This is a genomic window from Blastococcus sp. SYSU D00868 (assembly GCF_054050575.1).
In genome coordinates this window covers 162,331-180,512 of the sequence record NZ_JBJGZO010000008.1, presented here as the reverse complement: position 1 = coordinate 180,512, position 18,182 = coordinate 162,331, and the positions used below count along the sequence as shown (strand labels likewise).

Genomic DNA, 18,182 nt, shown 5'->3' with positions numbered 1-18,182 from the left:
AGAGACGTCGGGTCGGCCTCCTCGGCCGACAACCAGTCCTCGTACACGTGTTCGATTGTAACCGTTGGGCGTCCGCCTGACCAGCGCGAACGGGTCTGTGGACAACGGTCAGGGCTGTGGGCACGCAACTGGATCCGTCGCCTCCATGGGCCATGGTCGGCTCGTGCTGAGACCCCGGGGATCACAGCTTCCCGACCGCCACGCCCGCCCGCCCACCACCGGGTGCGCCGCCCTCCGCCCCGGCCGTCGTTTGTCGATCACGGCGCCCGGGCAGCGGCACGCGGTGCCACCCACCAGCAACCCCGCGGGGAAGACCGCCTCCGTCCGCACCCGCCGGCTCCGCGAGGTCGCCCGTGACCTCCTGGGCTTCGAGGAGTTCCGTCCCGGCCAGGAGGAGGCGATGCAGGCCGTCCTCGCCGGCCGGGACACCCTGGGGGTGCTGCCGAGCGGCGCCGGGAAGACGGCGGTCTACCAGGTCGCCGGCCAACTCCTCGACGGCCCGGTGCTCGTGGTGTCACCCCTCATCGCGCTGCAGCGCGACCAGGTCGAGCGGCTGACCGAGACCGACGGGCTGGAGGGCCGGCCCGCACAGCTGAACTCCAGCCTCTCGGCGGGCGACCAGCGGGACGCGCTGGAGGGGCTGGCGGACGGAACGGTCCGCTACCTGTTCCTGGCGCCGGAGCAGCTGGCCAAGCCCGAGGTCGTCGAGGCCGTCGCCGAGGCCTCGCCGGCGTTGTTCGTCGTCGACGAGGCGCACTGCGTCTCCGCCTGGGGGCACGACTTCCGCCCGGACTACCTGCGGCTGGGCACGGTCATCGAGCAGCTCGGCCACCCCACGGTGCTGGCCCTGACCGCCACGGCGGCCCCGCCCGTGCGCGCCGAGATCGTCGAGCGGCTCGGCATGCGCGACCCCGCGGTGGTCGTCGCCGGGTTCGACCGGCCGGAGATCCGGCTGGAGGTCGAGCAGCACGCCGACGCGCACGGCAAGCACCAGGCGGTGCTCGACCGGGTGCTCGCCGAGGTGGGCGAGGGGCACGTGCCCGGCATCGTCTACAGCGCGACCCGCAAGGGCACCGAGGAGGTCGCCGCCGACCTGACCGAGCGCGGCCTGCGCGCCCGGCCCTACCACGCCGGCCTGCGCAAGGCCGATCGCGAGGACACCCAGCGCGCCTTCATGGACGACGAGCTGGACGTCGTCGTCGCCACGACCGCGTTCGGTATGGGCATCGACAAGCCCGACACCCGCTTCGTGGTCCACGCCGAGCCGGCGGACTCGCTGGACAGCTACTACCAGGAGATCGGCCGCGCGGGCCGGGACGGGGAGCCCGCCCTCGCCGTGCTGGTCTACCGCCAGGAGGACCTGGGCCTGCGCCGGTTCTTCGCCGCCGGCGCCCCCGCCGAGGAGGAGCTGCAGCAGGTGGCCGGTCTGGTCGCCGCCGCGCCTGCCGCCGGCCTGGACGACGGCGTGGAGATCAAGCAACTGCGCGAGGAGACCGGCCGCGGCGCCACGCCCCTCGCGCGCGACCTCAACCTGCTGGAGCAGGTCTCCGCCGTCGTCCTGGACGAGGAGGGCGCCGCGCACCCGGCGGACGGGGCCCCGAGCCCGTCAGATGCGGCCGCAGCGGCCAGGGAGCTCGCCGAGCACCACGAGCGGGTCGACCAGAGCCGCGTGGAGATGATGCGCGGCTACGCCGAGACCACCGAGTGCCGCCGGCAGTTCCTGCTCGGCTACTTCGGCGAGCAGCTCGAGGAGCCGTGCGGGAACTGCGACAACTGCTCGGCCGGGCTCTCCAGCGAGCAGCCCGCCGCCGGCGACGACAACCCCTTCCCCGCCCAGACGCCGGTCGAGCACGCCGAGTGGGGGCCGGGCATCGTCATGCGGGTCGAGGACGACCGCGTCGTCGTCCTCTTCGAGGAGGTCGGCTACAAGACGCTGGCGCTGGCCGCGGTCCTCGACAACGACCTGCTCCGGCCCCGCAGCCCCGCCTGACCCCCGGCGGCAGAGCACTCGCGCTGCGGAGTCGGCGCGACGACCCGATGATCACCACGAGGTCCGGGCGGGGTGCCCGGCAGTGAGGAGTGCACGCGTGAAGGTCCTCGGCATCAACGCGATCTACCACGACCCGGCGGCAGCCCTGGTCGTCGACGGCCGGATCGTCGCCGCCGCCGAGGAGGAGCGGTTCAGCAGGCGCAAGCACGGCAAGCGTCCCCTGCCGTGGAGCGCGTGGGAGCTGCCCGAGCTGTCGGCCGCCTGGTGCCTGGCCGAGGCCGGGCTGCACCCCGAGGACCTGGACGCCGTCGCCTACTCGTTCGACCCCGCCCTGATGGGCTCGCCGGAGGAGTCCGGCCTGTTCGACGAGGGCGACGTCATGCGGAAGATGTACGCCGAGAAGGCCCCGGAGTTCCTCGCCCACGCGCTGCCCGGCCTCGACCCGGCCAAGGTCCGCTACGTCAAGCACCACGTGGCGCACGCCGCGTCCGCCGGGCTGGCCGCTCCCACCGCCGACAACTCGGTGCTGGTGCTCGACGGCCGCGGCGAGGCGCACAGCCACCTGGCGGGCCGCTACACCGACGGGCAGCTGGAGATCCTCGCCGGGCAGGCCCTGCCGCACTCGATCGGCCTCCTGTACGAGGACCTGACCGACCACCTCGGGTTCCTGCGCAGCAGCGACGAGTTCAAGGTCATGGCGATGGCCTCGTACGGCAAGCCGCGCTTCCTCGGGCAGCTGTCCGAGCTGATCGTGGCGACCGACGACGGCGGCTTCCGCACGCCGCGCATCGACTTCTCCGAGTACGCCCCCCGGCTGACCAAGGGCGACGACTGGACGCAGGACCACGCCGACCTGGCCGCCAGCGTGCAGCAGCGCGTCGAGGAGGTGCTGCTGGACCTCGCCCGCTGGCTGCACGCGCGCACCGGCGACCGGACCCTCACCCTGGCCGGGGGCGTCGCGCTCAACTGCGTCGCGAACACCCGCATCTTCGCCGAGACCCCGTTCGAGCACGTCTGGGTGCAGCCGGCCGCGGGTGACGCCGGCACGGCGCTGGGCAGCGCGCTGCACGTGGCCCGCGGCCTGGGCGAGACGACGCAGCCCATGCCCGGTGCCGACCTCGGGCGCGGCTGGTCCGACGACGAGATCGAGCAGTGGCTGAGGACGGCGGCCATCGAGTACGAGCGCCCCCGGGACGTCGCGGACGCCGTTGCCGAGGTGCTGGCGGACAACGGCATCGTCGCCTGGTTCCAGGGCCGCAGCGAGTTCGGTCCCCGGGCGCTGGGGCACCGCTCGCTGCTGGCGCACCCCGGCTACGAGGCCAACCTCGAGCGCATGAACAACGTGAAGGGTCGCGAGCAGTTCCGTCCCGTGGCGCCGATGGTGCTGGCCGAGCGGGCATCGGAGATCTTCAGCCGCGGCCCGATCCCCTCGCGCTACATGCTCTTCGTCCACGACGTCGCGAAGGAGTGGGCGGACCGGATCCCGACGGTCACCCACGTCGACGGGACGGCGCGGATCCAGACCGTCGACCGCGCCGAGGAGCCCCTCGTCGCCCGGATGCTGGAGTGCTTCGAGCGGCGCACCGGGCTGCCGGTCGTGGTGAACACCAGCCTCAACACCGCCGGACGCCCGATGGTCGACGACCCGCGCGACGCCCTGGAGTGCTTCGGTTCGGCGCCGGTCGACCTGCTGGCCATCGGGCCGTTCGTCGTCCGGCGCAGCCGGTCCACGCTGGCCGCCTGACGCCTGGCCCGGGTCCGGGAGGCGGGCCGCCGGGGCACCCGGGCGGCCCGCGATGAACCGGCTGGGAGGCCGCGTCCGAACGGTGAGGACAGGGACCGGACCGGCGGGTGACGTTCCGGTAACGAAGGTCCTTCGAACGGGGGGCTCTCGTTACCGGAGGACTCCGGCGGGTATCAGGTCCGAGGCGCACCCGTCAAGCACTGGCGGGCCCTTTTCCTCCAGGAGGACCCATGGCATCGACACGCGACACCGGCGCAGCGCACCCGGGCATGACCTGGCCGCAGATGCTGGCGATGGCGTTCGGCGTCATCTACCTGCTCGTCGGCATCGTCGGCTTCTTCATCACCGGCTTCGGCGACTTCTTCGGCAACGAGGCGCTCCCCGGCGCGCACCACGTCGACGACAACCTGCTCGGGTTCATGATCAACCCGATGCACAACGTCGTGCACATCCTGATCGGCGCCGCCGGCATCGCCCTGGCCCGCACCCTGGCCGGGGCGCGGACCTACGGCTGGCTGCTGGCCGTCGGCTACGGGGCGGCCTTCGTCTACGGCCTCATCGCCGTCGGTGAGGACTGGGACTTCCTCAACCTCAACACCGCGGACAACGTGCTGCACATCGCCACCGCGATCGTCGGTCTGGTGATCGCCCTCGGTCCGGTGCGGACCGCGGTCGACCACCGCTCCACCCGCGTCTGACACGGGCGCCGTCCCCGCACCCCGCGCACGGCGGGGTGCGGCCCGGGACGGCACCCGAGCGGTCCGCCGCGGCACGACCCACCGGAGCCGGGTCCTCCCCGAGGGGCCCGGCTCCGGCGCGTCCGGGGGCCGCCGCCACCGCCTCCCGAGCGCGCGGACGTCGGCCCGCCGCAGCGCCACCCCGGTCGTGCCGACCGCGTCAGCTCCCTCTACCGTCCGCTCATGGACTTCGCCCTCTCCGCCAAGGCCGAGGACGTCTGCGCCCGCGCGTGGGACTTCATGCGCGAGCACGTGTTCCCCGCCGAACCCGTCTACGACGCCTGGCGCGCCGAGCGCGGCCACGACGACCACGAGCACCCGCCGGTCCTCGAGGACCTGAAGGCCGAGGCCCGCAAGCGCGGCCTGTGGAACCTCTTCCACCACGAGCTCGGCGGCCTGACCAACCTCGAGTACGCCTCCGTCGCCGAGATCACCGGCTGGTCGCCGGTCATCGCCCCCGAGGCGATGAACGTGGGCGCGCCCGACACGGGCAACATGGAGACGCTCATGCTGTTCGGCACGCCCGAGCAGAAGTCGCGGTGGCTCGAGCCGCTGCTCGAGGGCGAGATCCGGTCCGGCTTCGCCATGACCGAGCCGGACGTCGCCTCCTCCGACGCCCGCAACATCCAGACGTCGATCGTCCGCGACGGCGACGAGTACGTGATCAACGGCCGCAAGTGGTGGACCAGCGGCGCCGCCGACGAGCGCTGCCAGATCTTCATCGTCATGGGCAAGACCGACCCCGAGGGCGCCCCGCACCGGCAGCAGTCGATGGTGCTCGTCCCCCGCGACACCCCGGGCCTGGAGATCATCCGGCACCTGCCGGTCTTCGGGTACCAGGACCAGCACGGGCACTCGGAGCTGCGCTTCACCGACGTCCGGGTGCCGGTCAGCAACATCCTCGCCGGCGAGGGCGACGGCTTCATGATCGCCCAGGCGCGCCTCGGGCCCGGCCGCATCCACCACTGCATGCGCGCGATCGGCATGGCCGAGCGCGCCCTGGCCCTCATGGTGGAGCGGACGAAGAACCGCGTCGCCTTCGGCCGCCCGCTGGCCGACCAGGGCACCGTCCGCGAGGCGATCGCCCTGTCGCGCATCGAGATCGACCAGGCACGGCTCTACGTGCTCAAGACCGCCGACCTGATCGACAAGTACGGGGCCAAGGGCGCCAAGACCGAGATCTCCGCGATCAAGGTCGCCGCCCCCCGCGTCGCCCTGGACGTCATCGACCGGGCCATCCAGGTGCACGGCGGCGCCGGCGTCAGCAACGACACCGTCCTCGCCCGCTTCTACGCGAGCGCCCGCACCCTGCGCATCGTCGACGGGCCCGACGCGGTCCACATCCGCGGCGTGGCCAAGGAGGAGCTCGCCCGGGAGCGTCCCTTCACCGGCTGACCGCCCCGACGGAGGGCCACGGCGCGGTCGCCCGCGCCGTGGCCCTCCGGGACGTCAGGGGCTCAGCGTCGTCCCCAGCGAGCCGCCGGCCAGCTTGGCCAGCAGCTGGGTGCGGTCCAGGCCGACCGCCTCCAGCGCGGCGGAGTCGCCGTCGGTGTCGATCTCGTCGGGCAGCTGCGCCGCCACCTTGTCCGCGGTGTCGTGGTCGCCCTCCGTGCGCAGCGTCTCGATCAGGTCCTGCTTCTTCAGCTTCACGAGGTCCTCCGTCCCGGCGTGGTGCTCACCGCCGGAGTGTGGTCCGGGTCACCGCGGCCCGCCACGCGAGCAGCCGGCCGCGTGACAACGCGCCGGGCCGGCGGGCTGACCCCGGCGGACCGGTGACGTAGCGTGACGGCACCCGGCACGAGGGGGGCCCGATGAGCGATCCGCACGGCCGGCCCGCCTGGGGCCCGCCACCCGCCTGGTCTCCGCAGTCACCGCCGCAGGCGCCACCGCCGCGGGCCTGGTCACCTGAGCCACCCGCCTGGTCAGCGCAGCCACCCACCGGGTCCCCGCAGCCAGCCGCCTGGTCGCCCCGGCAACCCGCGTGGACGCCCCAGCAGCCGCCGGCCGGCCCGGCCCCCGCCGGCGGCGGCGGCGGCCGGCAGGCCCGCACGCGGCTGTGGTGGGCGCTGGGCGCCGCGCTGCTCGCCGTCGTCGTGGCCGCCGCGGTGACCGTGTTCCTGCTGACCCGGCAGGTGGACGCGCCGACCGCCGTCCAGGCCGCCGTCGCCGACGACGCCGTCGCCGTCACCTGGCGCCCCGCCGACGGCGCCACGGAGTACGAGGTGCGCCGCGGGGACGAGATCCTGGGCACGACCGCGGAGACCACCTACCTGGATACGGACGCACCGGGCGGCACGGAGCAGCGGTACGCCGTCACCGCGCTCGACGACGACGGCGACCGGTCCGAGTCGGTCGAGACCGGCCCGGTCGTCACCCCGCTCGACCCGCTCACCGACTTCGGCGCGACCAGCGACGGCACGGACGTCGTCCTCGACTGGACGCCGGTGGCCGGCGCCGACCGCTACGAGATCACCCGCGACGGCACCCTGCTCGACGACGCCCTCCTCGAGAGCCCGTACGTCGACCGGGACGTGCCCCTCGGCGACCACGCCTACGGGCTGACCGCGGTCGACGAGGACGGCGCCGGCAGCCGCACCTCCATCGACCTGACCTTCTTCGCGCGCGGCCCGTGGCAGGAGGCCTACGAGATCGGCGAGGCCTTCCCCGACCTGGTCGGGACCCGGCCCGGGAGCGTCGCCTGGCAGGACGCCTCCTGCGACCGGGACACCCCCGACGGCGAGCTGGCGGTCGTCTCCTGCGCCTACCCGAACGGGATCCGGCTGCGGGTCCTGCAGTACGCCGACGCCGCAGCCCGCGACGCCGAGGTCGACGGCGCCCGCGGCCTGGGCGGGCCGCAGACGACCTGGTCCTACGGCGACGGGCCGGCCGAGGGCGACCTGGTCCTCAGCCCGCCCGGGCCCGCCACGTGGCGGTACGTCACCTTCTACGACGGCGACCTGGAGCTGTTCGTGCTCCGCGTCGACTGGGACGGGCACAGCCACGAGGAGCTGGACGCCGCCTGGTTCGCCGACGCGCCCTTCTGACGCCGCCGACCGGCCCGGCGCCTAGTCCGCCTTGCTCGGGGGCTCGCCGGCGGCGATCGCCTCCGCGGCCTGCTCCGCGTCGTAGGCGCAGGCGTCGCCCACGTCGGCGATCGGGGCGGCCGGGGGCGTCTCGCCGTCCGTCGGCGCCGCGGAGGTCTCCGGGGCCTCGCTGCCGCCCGGCGCCTCGCTCTCGGGCGTCGTGGACGGCAGCGGGGCCGGCGACAGCGCGCCCAGCACGATCACCTTCATCGCGTCGTAGTCCGGATAGGCCGGGTCGATGACGCTGTTGTCGAAGACGACGCTGGTCACCTGGGCGTCCTTGACCCGGTCGCCGAGGGTGACGAAGTCGTCGAGGGCCGAGCGCGGGATGTCGGTGCTGACGATGTCCGACGTCGCCGAGGCCAGCTCCTGGTAGTCCTGCAGCAGGGTGAGCGGGTCGGCCGCGTCGATGATCGCGTCGATCGTGCAGCGCTGGCGCGCCATCCGGTCGTAGTCGGTCAGCCCGTACCGGCCGCGGGCGAACTGCAGCGCGGTGAAGCCGTCCATGTGCTGGTCGGGGCCCGGGGCGATGTAGTCGTCCGGGAGCTCCTCCCCGTTGATGCCGTTGATCGGCACGTAGTAGTTGACGTTGACCGTGATGCCGCCGAGCGCGTCGACCAGCCGGGCGAAGCCGTCGAGGTTGACCAGCACGAAGTAGTCGATGGTCAGCCCGAGCGCCTCGCCGACGCCGAGCTTGAGGAAGTCCGCGCCCGGGTCGTCGGTCGGCCCCAGGATGTCCGGGTACGCGGCCGGGCCGTTGCGGTAGACGGCGTTGAGCAGCCCCTCGCTCTCCGTGCTGCCCTCGAACCCGTCGGGGTAGACCTCGGCGAGCGGGCTGTCCTCGGGGAACGGCAGGTCCTCGAGGTTGCGGGGCAGGCTGAACAGCACCGTGTCCCCGCTGTCGGTGTCGATGCTGGCCACGATGACGGTGTCGGTGCGCACGCCCTCGCGGCCCTCGCCGCCGTCGCCGCCGAGGAGCAGCACGTTGACGCGCTCCTGGTCGCCGAAGGGGTCCGGCTCGTCGACCACCGTGGCGGACTCCCGGTCGTCGGCGAAGACGTCGTCGATCAGCCCGCTCTGCGCGACCGCGAACTGCCCGACCAGGTACGCCGGGTAGCCGATGCCGACGACGAGGGCGGCCACGAGCAGCGCACCCACCACGTGCTTCGACCTCGAGGTCGGCCGCGGCAGCAGCGCCCGGTAGCCGAGCACCACCACCAGCGCCCACAGGACGGCAACGGCCACCACCCCGGCCAGCAGCCAGCGCAGCTGCGCGGTGTCGAAGGCGATGCCCAGCGCCGTCCGGCGGCCCTCCGTCGCCAGCCAGGCGAGACCGCCGACCAGCAGCAGGAACAGGACGAGCACCACGGCCCCGGTCCGGCGGCGCCCGGCCGCCAGGAGTCCCGTGCCGGGGACGACGGCGTTGGCGACGGTCCAGGCCAGCGCGGAGCCGAAGCGGCGGGGACGGCGGCCGGCCGTCCCCGCGGCCGTCCCCGCGGTCGGCCCGGCAGGCGGCCGGCGGCGCCGGGACGGCACGGCAGCCGGAACGGGGGGCAGCCCGGCCCGGGGGGACCCGATCGGCCGGGTCGCGTCGTCGGCGTCCGTCACGCACGCACTCCCACGCGCCAGCTGCTCATCCCGCCATCGTCCCATCTGTCCAGGTCACCGGGGTCGGGCCCGCACGCGACGAGGGGCGATTACCCCTCCGAGGTGCATCCGTAAGCTCGTCAGGCGTGCGCTTGGCCACCTGGAACGTGAACTCGATCCGCTCCCGCGTCGACCGGGTGGTCGCCTGGCTGCAGCGCTCGGACGTCGACGTCCTGGCCATCCAGGAGACGAAGTGCCGCGACGACCAGTTCCCCGAGGACCGGTTCCGCGAGCTCGGGTACGAGTCCGCGCACGTCGGCCTCTCGCAGTGGAACGGCGTCGCGGTGCTGTCCCGGGTCGGCCTGACCGACGTGCAGGTCGGCTTCCCCGGCATGCCGTCGTGGGCGGCCAAGGAGGGCCTCGACCCCGCGCCGGAGGCCCGCGCGCTGGGCGCCACCTGCGGCGGCGTGCGGGTGTGGAGCCTGTACGTGCCCAACGGCCGCCAGCTCGGCGATCCGCACCTGGACTACAAGCTGGCCTGGCTGGAGGCGCTGCGGGTCTCGGCCGGCGGCTGGCTGACCGAGGACGCCGACGCGCAGATCGCGCTCGTCGGCGACTGGAACATCGCCCCGCAGGACGACGACGTGTGGGACATGTCGGTCTTCAGCCACTCGACCCACGTCTCGCCGCCCGAGCGGGAGGCGTTCCGCGCCGTCGTCGAGGCCGGCTACGCCGACGTCGTCCGCCCGTACACCCCCGGCCCGGGCGTGTACACGTACTGGGACTACACCCAGCTGCGGTTCCCCCGCCGCGAGGGCATGCGGATCGACTTCGTGCTCGGCTCCCCCGCGCTGGCCCGGCGGGTGTCCGGCGCGCGCATCGACCGCGAGGAGCGCAAGGGCAAGGGCGCCAGCGACCACGCCCCGGTCGTCGTCGAGCTGGCCGACTAGCGGACCGCTCCCCGGGTCGGGGCACATCCCGGGCACGGGATCCGGCTCTGCTGCACGTCAGAGGACCTGGACCAGGCGGCCCCCGTCCGCACGGAGCGCCCCGCCGTTGGTGGCCGAGGAGAGCGGGCTGGCGAGGTACGCGACCAGGTTCGCCAGCTCGGCGGGCGTCAGGAAGCGCTGCACGAGCGAGGTCGTGTTGCCGGCGGCGATGGCGGCCTTCATGTCGTCCTCCGACAGCCCGTGCAGGTCGGCGACGTGGCGAACGGCGGACGCGACGCCGTCGCTGTACGTCGGGCCCCCGAGCACGGTGTTGACCGTGACCTCGGTGCCCCGGGTGAGCTTGGCGAGGCCGTTGCCCAGCGCGAGCATCGCGGCCTTGCTCACGCCGTAGTGGATCATGTCTGCCGGGACGTCGACCCCCGACTCGCTGCTCACCATGACGATGCGTCCCCACCCTCGCTCGAGCATGCCCGGCAGCAACCGTCGCGAGAGCCGCACGGCGCTCATCAGGTTCACGTCGACGACCCGACGCCAGTCCTCGTCCGCGATCGCCGCGAAGGGCGTGACCTCGAAGATCCCGACGTTGTTCACCAGGACGTCGACATCGCCGACGGCCTCCAGCAGGCGGCCGGCCTGGGCGTCGTCCGCGACGTCACCCGCGACACCCGACACGTCGACGCCGTACCCGTCCGCGCGGAGACGGCGGACGGCGTCGTCGACGCTCTCGCGCGTGCGGCCGTGGAGGACGACGGCAGCGCCCTCGGCCGCGAGTGCCCGGGCGACGGCATGGCCGATGCCCCGTGTCGAGCCGCTGATGAACGCCCGCTTGCCCCGCAACCGCAGATCCATGTCCGCCCCATCTCGCCGCTCGTGACTTGCTTGAGCAAGTGACAGTACACATGACTTGCTCAGGCAAGTGATCTAGTCTGCGTGCATGCGCCACTCCAGCCGCCCCTCCCATGAGTGAGCTCTCCGGAGCAGCCGGATTCGACGACGACGAGCTGCGCACCTGGTCGGGTCTCGCCACGGTGCTGGAGTGGTTGCCGGCCCTGCTGGACGCCCAGTTGCAGCGCGACGCCGGTCTGACGCACTTCGAGTACGGCCTGCTCTACGCGCTGTCCTCCGCCCCGGACCGGACGCTGCGGCTGAGCGTGCTCGCGGGCTACGCGAACAGCACGCTGACCAGGCTGTCGCGCGCCGTCACCCGTCTGGAACGACGGCAGTGGGTCGTCCGCGCGGTCGATCCGACCGACGGGCGCTACACCCTCGCCACCCTCACCGACCTCGGACAGGACAAGGTCGACCAGGCCACGCCGGGGCACGTCGCGACCGTCCGGCAGCTGGTCCTCACGCCCTTGACCGCAGCCCAGCGCCAGCAGCTCCGGGAGATGACCCGGCGCATCCTGACCGCGGCCAGCCCGGTGCAGCCCTGGCGAGCCCCCGGGGCGGAGACCCCGGCTGACACGGACGGCCACGGCTGAGTCCCTCGAGCCCGCCACGGCGGCCCTCCCGCAGTCCGGACTCCTCGACGGAGTCAGACCCCGGTCATCGTCGGGCTGGGCGGCCGACCTCCCGCCGCATCACCCACCGCGCCCGGCCGCCGCTGCGGCCGGTCGTGGGCGCCGCGCGCTCGAACCCGGCCCGCTCGAACAGCTCGACGGTGCCCACGTATCCGGAGATGACGTCGACCCGGCCCTCGCCGGCCTCGACCGGGTAGCCCTCCACCACCTCCGCCCCGTGCGCCGCCGCGTGCTCGACGGCGCCGCGCAGCAAGGCGTGCATCAGCCCGTGCCCGCGGTAGCCGGCCCGCACGACGAAGCAGACGGCGACCCAGGCGTCGCGGTCGTCGAGCACCGGGATGGTGCGCGAGTTCAGCAGCCGCCGGTAGCTCGCCCGCGGGGCGATCGAGCACCAGCCGGCGACGACGTCGTCGACGTAGACCAGGACGCCGGGGCCGGGCTCGGCCGCGCACTCCGACCGCATGTACGCCGGCCGCTCGGCGTTCGGGACGCGGCTGTCCCGGTAGGCCATGCACCAGCAGCCCTCCGCGCCGGGCCGCTGGGTGCCGACCACCGTCGCGAAGTCGTCGAACCGCCCCACCGCGGGGCGGACGTCCACCACCGGCTCGGTGCCGGCCGGGTACCGGGGGCGCGCGGGCATGGCCGGAGGCTAGTGGCCGACGGCGCTCCGGGTGGGCCAGTTCACGCCCTGAGCTGGGCGGACGCCACCCCCCGGCGGTGTTGTACCGGGCGATGACCACCCCGGTGCTCGCCCCGCTCGCTCCCCCGCCCTCCCGCCTCTGGACCCCCTCGCGCGTCCTCGTCACCCGCTCGGCCGCCGAGCGGCCGCACGGGCAGCGCGTCCTCGCCCGCCTCGAGGCCGCCGGGGTGGACGCCGTCGACCTGCTGCGCGGCGACCGGCTCCCCGACCTGCGCGGGGACGGCGACCGGGCGGCGTTCATGGCCGCCAAGGACACGCTGGCCCTCGTCGTGCCGCCGCCGTCCAAGCGGGCGCTGCAGCCCATCCCGCCGTCGGCGGACTTCCGGCTCGACCTGGCCGAGGGCTGCCCGGCGCACTGCCAGTACTGCTACCTCGCCGGGTCGCTGTCCGGCCCGCCGATCACCCGCGTCTGGGCCGACCTCGACGAGGTGATCGCCGGCCTGGACCGCTACGTGGGGCGCGGCGCCGTCACGTCCGGTACCGCCGGGCGCGGCGCCGAGGGGACGACGTTCGAGGCGTCCTGCTACACCGACCCGCTCGCGATCGAGCACCTGACCGGCGGGCTGGCGCGGATGGTCGAGCACTTCGGCACCCACGCGTGGCCCGGCCCCGTGCAGCTGCGCGCGACGACCAAGTTCGACGACGTCGCCGGCCTGCTCGACCTCCCCCACGGCGGCCGCACCCGGCTGCGCTTCTCGGTCAACGCGGCCTCGGTCGACCGCCGGTTCGAGGGCGCCACGGCGCGGGTGCCCGCCCGGCTGCGTGCGCTGTCGGCGGTCGCCGCGGCCGGTTACCCGGTCGGCCTGACGATCGCGCCGATCATGCCCGTCGACGGCTGGCGGGAGGAGTACGGCGCCCTGCTCGACGCCGTCGCCGCCGCCGTCCCGGCCGGGCACGACCTCACCGTGGAGTGCATCACCCACCGGTTCACGCCCGGCTCGAAGCAGACCCTGCTCGACTGGTACCCGCGGACGAGGCTGGAGATGGACGAGGAGCGGCGCACGACCAAGCGCGGGAGGTTCGGCGCGGTGAAGCACGTCTACCCGAGGGAGACGATGGCCGAGCTGCGCGGCTGGTTCGAGCGCGAGTTCCCGGCCCGCCTGCCCGGCGCCCGCCTCCTCTACTGGACCTGAGGCACGCGCGGGGGCCGCGCCCGTAGCCTGGTCCCCCGTGCTCGTACTGCTGCCCCCGTCGGAGACCAAGCACCCCGGCGGCGACGGCGCCCCGCTCGACCTGGCCGCGCTGGCCACGCCCGAGCTCACGCCGGTGCGCGAGCGGCTGGTCGGCGCGCTGGTCGAGCTGGCCGCCGACCCGGCCCTGGCGTGCAAGGTGCTCGGCCTGTCCGAGAAGCAGGCCGCCGAGGCCGCCCGCAACGCCGTGCTGCGCACCGCCCCCACCCTGCCGGCGCTGGACCGCTACACCGGCGTCCTCTACGACGCGCTCGACGTGCGGTCGCTGACCCGCGCGCAGCGGGCCCGCGCGGACCGGCGGCTCGCAGTCGGCTCGGCGCTGTTCGGGCTGGTCCGCGGCACCGACGCCATCCCGGCCTACCGGCTCTCGGCGGGCAGCGTGCTGCCCGGCCAGCCCACGCTGCGGACGCTGTGGAAGCCGGTGCTCGCCCCCGCCCTCGCCGCGGCGGGGGAGCTCGTCGTCGACCTGCGCAGCGGCTCCTACCAGGCGCTCGCCCCGGTCCCGGGCGCGGTGACCGTCGACGTCCTCAGCGAGCGCCCCGACGGCTCCCGCTCCGTGGTCAGCCACTTCAACAAGGCGCACAAGGGCCGGGTCGCCCGGCTGCTGGCCACCACGACCGCCGAGCCCGGCGACGTCGTCCGGCTGCGGGCGCTGCTGCGGCGGGCCGGCCTGCGGGTGGAGCACGACGGCGGGACGGCGCTCACGCTCGTCGTCCCCGCGGCGGAGGTCGTTCCGCGCCGGGCCTGACGTGGGACGCATGTGACCACGCTGCGTGATGTGACGGATCTTTTCCGTTGCGGCCGTTGCTCGCAACGGAGCCGCCGTGACATAACAGGAACCGACACCGCGGGCCCCAGCGACGGATCGGCCGCGCCGACCCCACGCCCTCGGGGCTGAGGAGAACCGTGCACGACCCCGAGCGGCCGGAGCCCGCCGCCGACGGCCGGGCGACCGCCCGCGCCGCCGCGGCCGTCCGGTCGGACCCCGAACGGGTCCGTGCCGCGGCGCGGCTGCGCCCCGCCGACGCCGGCAACCCGGCCCTCGACCGGATCACCGAGCTCGCCGCGCGGCTGCTCGGCGCGCGGTCGGCGCAGATCTCGCTCGTCGACGACGTCCTGCTGGTGGCCGGCGGCGCCGGTGACGCGGTGCCCACCGTGGGCACCGAGAGGCCGGTCGAGGAGTCCTTCTGCGGCCTCGCCGTCGCCGGCCGGGCGCCGCTGGCGATCGGGGACGCCGCCGCCGACCCGCGCGTCCGCGACCTGCACCGGGCCACCGGCATCGGCGCCTACCTGGGCGCGCCACTGGCCGGCGCCGACGGCCGGGCCGTGGGCACCCTGTGCGTCTTCGACCCGCAGCCGCGGGACTGGTCCGACGCCGACGTCGCGCTCCTGGCCCAGCTCGCCGCCTCCGCGACCGCGGAGCTCGAGCTGTCCGCGCTGGTGCGCGAGTACGAGCGGGTCCGGCTGGGCTGGCAGATGGCCGTCGACGCCGGCGGCGTCGGCGCCTTCGACTGGGACCTGCGGACCGGCGAGCTGGCCTGGGACGACCGGCTGACGGAGATGTTCGGCTACGCGCCGGGCGAGTTCGACTCGACGATCGACGGCTTCACCGCGCGGGTGCACCCCGACGACCGGGCCCGGGTGTCCGAGGCGCTGCAGGCGGCGATCGAGACCCGGGGGGAGTACGAGGCCGAGTACCGGGTCGCCCTGCCCACCGGCGAGACCCGCTGGGTGCAGGCCCGCGGCCGGGCGATCGCCGACGGGGACGGCGCCGCGGCCCGGGTGATCGGCGCCGCCTACGACACCACCGACCTCCGGGCCGAGGACGTGCGCGTGACCCGCGTCCTGGAGGCCATGCCGGCCGGCTTCTACTCGCTGGACCGGGACTGGCGCTTCAGCTACGTCAACGCCGAGGCCGAGCGGCTGCTCGGGCACTCCCGGGACGAGCTGCTCGGCGAGCTGCTCTGGGAGGCCTTCCCGGCCGCGGTCAACAGCGTCTTCGAGGAGCAGTACCGCACCGCCGTCCGCACCGGGCGCCCCGCCGCCTTCGACGCCTACTACCCGCCGCCGCTGGACGGCTGGTACGAGGTGCGCGCCTGGCCGAGCCCGGAGGGCCTGTCCGTCTACTTCGTCGAGGTCACCGAGCGCCGGCAGGTCCAGGACCGCGCCGAGCGCTCCGCGCAGCGGCTGGCCCTGCTGGCCCAGGTCAGCTCCGAGCTGGCCGGCACGCTGGACGCCACCGTCGCCACCGCGCACCTGCCGCGGCTGGTCGTCCCGGCGCTGGCCGACTGGTGCATCGTCAGCCTCGTCGACGACGACGGGCGCACCCGCGACGTCGGGCACTGGCACGCCGACCCCGCCCAGCGCCCGCTGGTCGCCCGCTACGCGGCGGCCCGCCTCGACGCCATGCCGGCGACGGCGCCGGTCGGGCGGGCACTGCTGTCCGGCGAGCCGGTGCACGCCTCCTGCCGCGAGGTGCTGGCGATGCTGCCGCCCGGCGAGGCGCACGACACCCTCGAGCTGCTCGACCCCGAGGGCGGGGTGGCCCTGCCGCTGCGCGCCCGCGGGCGGACTCTCGGCGTCCTCACCCTGTTCTTCCGGCGGGGCTGGACGCCGCGCCAGGAGGACGTCGCGACCGCCCAGGACGTCGCCGACCGCGCCGGGCTGGCGCTGGACAACGCCCGCCTCTACCGCCAGCAGCAGCAGCTCGCCGAGGGCCTGCAGCGCAGCCTGCTCACCGAGCCGCCCGAGCCCGACCACGCCCAGGTCGCGGTGCGTTACCTGCCGGCCGCCGAGGCGGCCCGGGTCGGCGGCGACTGGTACGACGCCTTCCTGCAGCCCTGCGGCGCGACCATGCTGGTGATCGGCGACGTCGTCGGCCACGACACGGAGGCGGCGGCCGCGATGGGCCACCTGCGCGCCCTGCTGCGCGGCATCGCGACCTACAGCGACGCCGCGCCCGCCGAGGTGCTGCGCGGGCTGGACGCCTCCATGGCGGTGCTGAACACCCAGGTGCTGGCCACCGCGGCCGTCGCCCGGCTGGAGCAGACCGACGACGAGCGGGCCCGCGGGGTCACCCGGCTGCGCTGGGCCAACGCCGGGCACCTGCCGCCGCTGGTGCTGCAGCCCGACGGGAGCGTCGCCGACCTGGCCTCCTGGCACGGCGACCTCATGCTCGGCGTCGACTCCGGCGCGGTCCGCCAGGAGTCGGTGGTGACCCTCGACCGCGGCGCCACGGTGCTGCTCTACACCGACGGCCTGGTCGAGCGGCGCGACTCCGACCTCGACACCGGCGTCCGCCGGCTGCGGGAGGCGCTGGCGGACCTGGCCGACCGGTCCCTGGAGCAGCTGCTCGACGAGGTGCTGGAGCGGCTGGTCGACGGCCGCCCGGAGGACGACGTCGCGGTGGTCGCCGTCCGGCTGCACCCGCAGGACCGGCCGCGCCCGGTCGAGGCCGGCCCCAACCGGGTGCCCGACGTCGTCCCGGACGACCCCGCCTCCGGCTGAGGGGCCCCGACCCCTCAGGCGGCCGCGGGCTGGCGGCCGAGCAGGTGCGGGCCGTGGACGGCAGCCTCCCGCTCCGCCGCGGCCTTCAGCTCGGCGGCCACGTCGGTGAAGGAGTCCAGCGCGGGGTTGACGCCCACGAGCGTGAACTCGCGCTCCACCACCCGCAGGTCGAGCTGCCAGACGTCGGCGAGGATCCGGCGCATCCAACCGGTGGCGTGGTCCCAGCCCTCCCGCGGCGTGCCGGCGGAGTAGTTGCCGCCCCGGACCGTCACCAGCACCGCCGGGCGCCCGGCCAGCGGCGACTCGCCGCCGGGGGCCATCCGCGGGTCGGTGAGCACGAGGTCCACCCAGGTCTTGAAGTGCTGCGAGACGCCGAAGTTGTAGAGCGGGACGGCGAACAGCAGCGCCTCGGCGTCGAGGAGCTCGTCGGTGAGCGTCGCCGCGAGCGCCACCGCCTCCGCCTGCTCGGGACTGCGCCGGTCGGGGAGCAGGCCGGAGCCGGCGACGGCGGCACCCCAGGCGGTGGCGGGCACCGGCTCGGTGCCGAGGTGGCGGCGGACGACGGGGGCGGACGGGTCGCCGGCCCGCCAACCGGCCTCGACGATGTCCGCGATCTCGCGGCTGGCCGATCCCTCGACGCGGATGCTGGCGTCCAACCGGAACAGCGACATGGCGACGCTCCTCATGACGTAGCGACTAGCTCTTTGCTAGCACTACGAGAAAGCTAGCACTTCGATTTCCGGAGCGCACGGTTGCGGGTGCCACCTACGATGGCGGCGTGCCCGAGGAGGTCCTGCACACGCCGCAGGCGTGCGACGACGCCCTCAGCCGGGCCTTCGGCTTCCTGGGCAAGCGCTGGAACGGACTGATCATCGGGGTGCTGCGGACGGGGCCCGCCTCGTTCAGCGGGCTGCGCCGGGCCGTCGGCGGGATCAGCGACTCGGTGCTGTCGGACCGGCTGAGCGAGCTGGCCGCGGCCGGCCTGGTGCACCGCGCGGTCGACGCAGGGCCGCCGGTCGCGGTGACCTACGCGCTCACCGACGCGGGGGCCGCCCTGTCGCCGGTGCTCGACCAGCTCACCGCCTGGGCGCGCACCAACCTGCCCGCCGAGCGGTGCACCGAGGAGGCCGAGGCCGCGACACCGTCGGCCTAGCGGCCGGCACCGGGGCCAGGA

General features: G+C 74.8%; 16 protein-coding genes. 11 read left to right on the top strand and 5 right to left on the bottom strand.

What is annotated here, in order from left to right; all coding sequences use genetic code 11:
• Positions 1–283: 283 nt before the first annotated feature.
• The 4 genes from ACI79F_RS10020 (at position 284) to ACI79F_RS10005 (ending at position 5,866) form a co-directional block, all read left to right on the top strand.
• Complete coding sequence (locus ACI79F_RS10020; RefSeq protein ID WP_456544426.1) at positions 284–1,990, top strand: RecQ family ATP-dependent DNA helicase; 1,707 nt, start codon at positions 284–286, stop codon at positions 1,988–1,990.
• 97 nt (positions 1,991–2,087) lie between these two features.
• Positions 2,088–3,734, top strand: coding sequence for a carbamoyltransferase family protein (locus ACI79F_RS10015; protein WP_456544425.1), 1,647 nt, complete (start codon positions 2,088–2,090; stop codon positions 3,732–3,734).
• A gap of 230 nt (positions 3,735–3,964) precedes the next feature.
• Complete coding sequence (locus tag ACI79F_RS10010; protein ID WP_456544424.1) at positions 3,965–4,432, top strand: DUF4383 domain-containing protein; 468 nt, start codon at positions 3,965–3,967, stop codon at positions 4,430–4,432.
• Between the two features lie 222 nt (positions 4,433–4,654).
• Complete coding sequence (locus ACI79F_RS10005) at positions 4,655–5,866, top strand: acyl-CoA dehydrogenase family protein (RefSeq protein ID WP_456544423.1); 1,212 nt, start codon at positions 4,655–4,657, stop codon at positions 5,864–5,866.
• Positions 5,867–5,920: 54 nt separating this feature from the next.
• On the opposite strand, the gene ACI79F_RS10000 is transcribed toward ACI79F_RS10005, so the two are convergent.
• Positions 5,921–6,121 carry a hypothetical protein gene (locus ACI79F_RS10000; RefSeq protein ID WP_456544422.1) on the bottom strand — a complete coding sequence of 67 codons (201 nt, stop codon included), beginning with the start codon at positions 6,119–6,121 and terminating at the stop codon, positions 5,921–5,923.
• Between the two features lie 161 nt (positions 6,122–6,282).
• Here ACI79F_RS10000 and ACI79F_RS09995 point away from each other — a divergent pair, with 161 nt between their 5' ends.
• Positions 6,283–7,515: a hypothetical protein gene (locus tag ACI79F_RS09995; RefSeq protein ID WP_456544421.1), complete on the top strand. Its 1,233-nt coding sequence runs from the start codon at positions 6,283–6,285 to the stop codon at positions 7,513–7,515.
• A gap of 21 nt (positions 7,516–7,536) precedes the next feature.
• Here the strand turns inward: ACI79F_RS09995 and ACI79F_RS09990 are convergent, their stop codons facing one another.
• Positions 7,537–9,162, bottom strand: a complete 1,626-nt coding sequence (locus ACI79F_RS09990) for an LCP family protein (protein WP_456544420.1) — start codon at positions 9,160–9,162, stop codon at positions 7,537–7,539.
• A 125-nt stretch (positions 9,163–9,287) separates the two neighbouring features.
• Between ACI79F_RS09990 and ACI79F_RS09985 the strand changes: the two genes are divergently transcribed.
• On the top strand, positions 9,288–10,091 hold the full coding sequence (locus ACI79F_RS09985) for an exodeoxyribonuclease III (RefSeq protein ID WP_456544419.1): 804 nt from the start codon (positions 9,288–9,290) through the stop codon (positions 10,089–10,091).
• Positions 10,092–10,148: 57 nt separating this feature from the next.
• Here the strand turns inward: ACI79F_RS09985 and ACI79F_RS09980 are convergent, their stop codons facing one another.
• A complete protein-coding gene (locus ACI79F_RS09980) occupies positions 10,149–10,940 on the bottom strand; it encodes an SDR family NAD(P)-dependent oxidoreductase (RefSeq protein WP_456544418.1) in 792 nt (263 codons plus the stop codon).
• A 110-nt stretch (positions 10,941–11,050) separates the two neighbouring features.
• Here ACI79F_RS09980 and ACI79F_RS09975 point away from each other — a divergent pair, with 110 nt between their 5' ends.
• The gene (locus ACI79F_RS09975; RefSeq protein WP_456544417.1) at positions 11,051–11,572 is read left to right on the top strand and encodes a MarR family winged helix-turn-helix transcriptional regulator; all 522 of its coding nucleotides are present in this window, start codon (positions 11,051–11,053) and stop codon (positions 11,570–11,572) included.
• A gap of 64 nt (positions 11,573–11,636) precedes the next feature.
• Here ACI79F_RS09975 and ACI79F_RS09970 read toward each other — a convergent pair whose 3' ends face one another.
• The gene (locus ACI79F_RS09970) at positions 11,637–12,251 is read right to left on the bottom strand and encodes a GNAT family N-acetyltransferase (protein WP_456544416.1); all 615 of its coding nucleotides are present in this window, start codon (positions 12,249–12,251) and stop codon (positions 11,637–11,639) included.
• Between the two features lie 92 nt (positions 12,252–12,343).
• Between ACI79F_RS09970 and ACI79F_RS09965 the strand changes: the two genes are divergently transcribed.
• The 3 genes from ACI79F_RS09965 (at position 12,344) to ACI79F_RS09955 (ending at position 17,008) form a co-directional block, all read left to right on the top strand.
• On the top strand, positions 12,344–13,444 hold the full coding sequence (locus ACI79F_RS09965) for a spore photoproduct lyase family protein (protein WP_456544415.1): 1,101 nt from the start codon (positions 12,344–12,346) through the stop codon (positions 13,442–13,444).
• A 37-nt stretch (positions 13,445–13,481) separates the two neighbouring features.
• Positions 13,482–14,249: a peroxide stress protein YaaA gene (gene yaaA, locus ACI79F_RS09960; protein WP_456544414.1), complete on the top strand. Its 768-nt coding sequence runs from the start codon at positions 13,482–13,484 to the stop codon at positions 14,247–14,249.
• Between the two features lie 158 nt (positions 14,250–14,407).
• Entirely contained in the window at positions 14,408–17,008 is a 2,601-nt protein-coding gene (locus ACI79F_RS09955) for a SpoIIE family protein phosphatase (RefSeq protein WP_456544413.1), read from the top strand.
• A gap of 14 nt (positions 17,009–17,022) precedes the next feature.
• Here the strand turns inward: ACI79F_RS09955 and ACI79F_RS09950 are convergent, their stop codons facing one another.
• Entirely contained in the window at positions 17,023–17,679 is a 657-nt protein-coding gene (locus ACI79F_RS09950) for an FMN-dependent NADH-azoreductase (RefSeq protein WP_456578898.1), read from the bottom strand.
• 107 nt (positions 17,680–17,786) lie between these two features.
• On the opposite strand from ACI79F_RS09950, the gene ACI79F_RS09945 reads away from it, so the two are divergent.
• The gene (locus ACI79F_RS09945) at positions 17,787–18,161 is read left to right on the top strand and encodes a winged helix-turn-helix transcriptional regulator (protein WP_456544411.1); all 375 of its coding nucleotides are present in this window, start codon (positions 17,787–17,789) and stop codon (positions 18,159–18,161) included.
• Positions 18,162–18,182 lie beyond the last annotated feature (21 nt).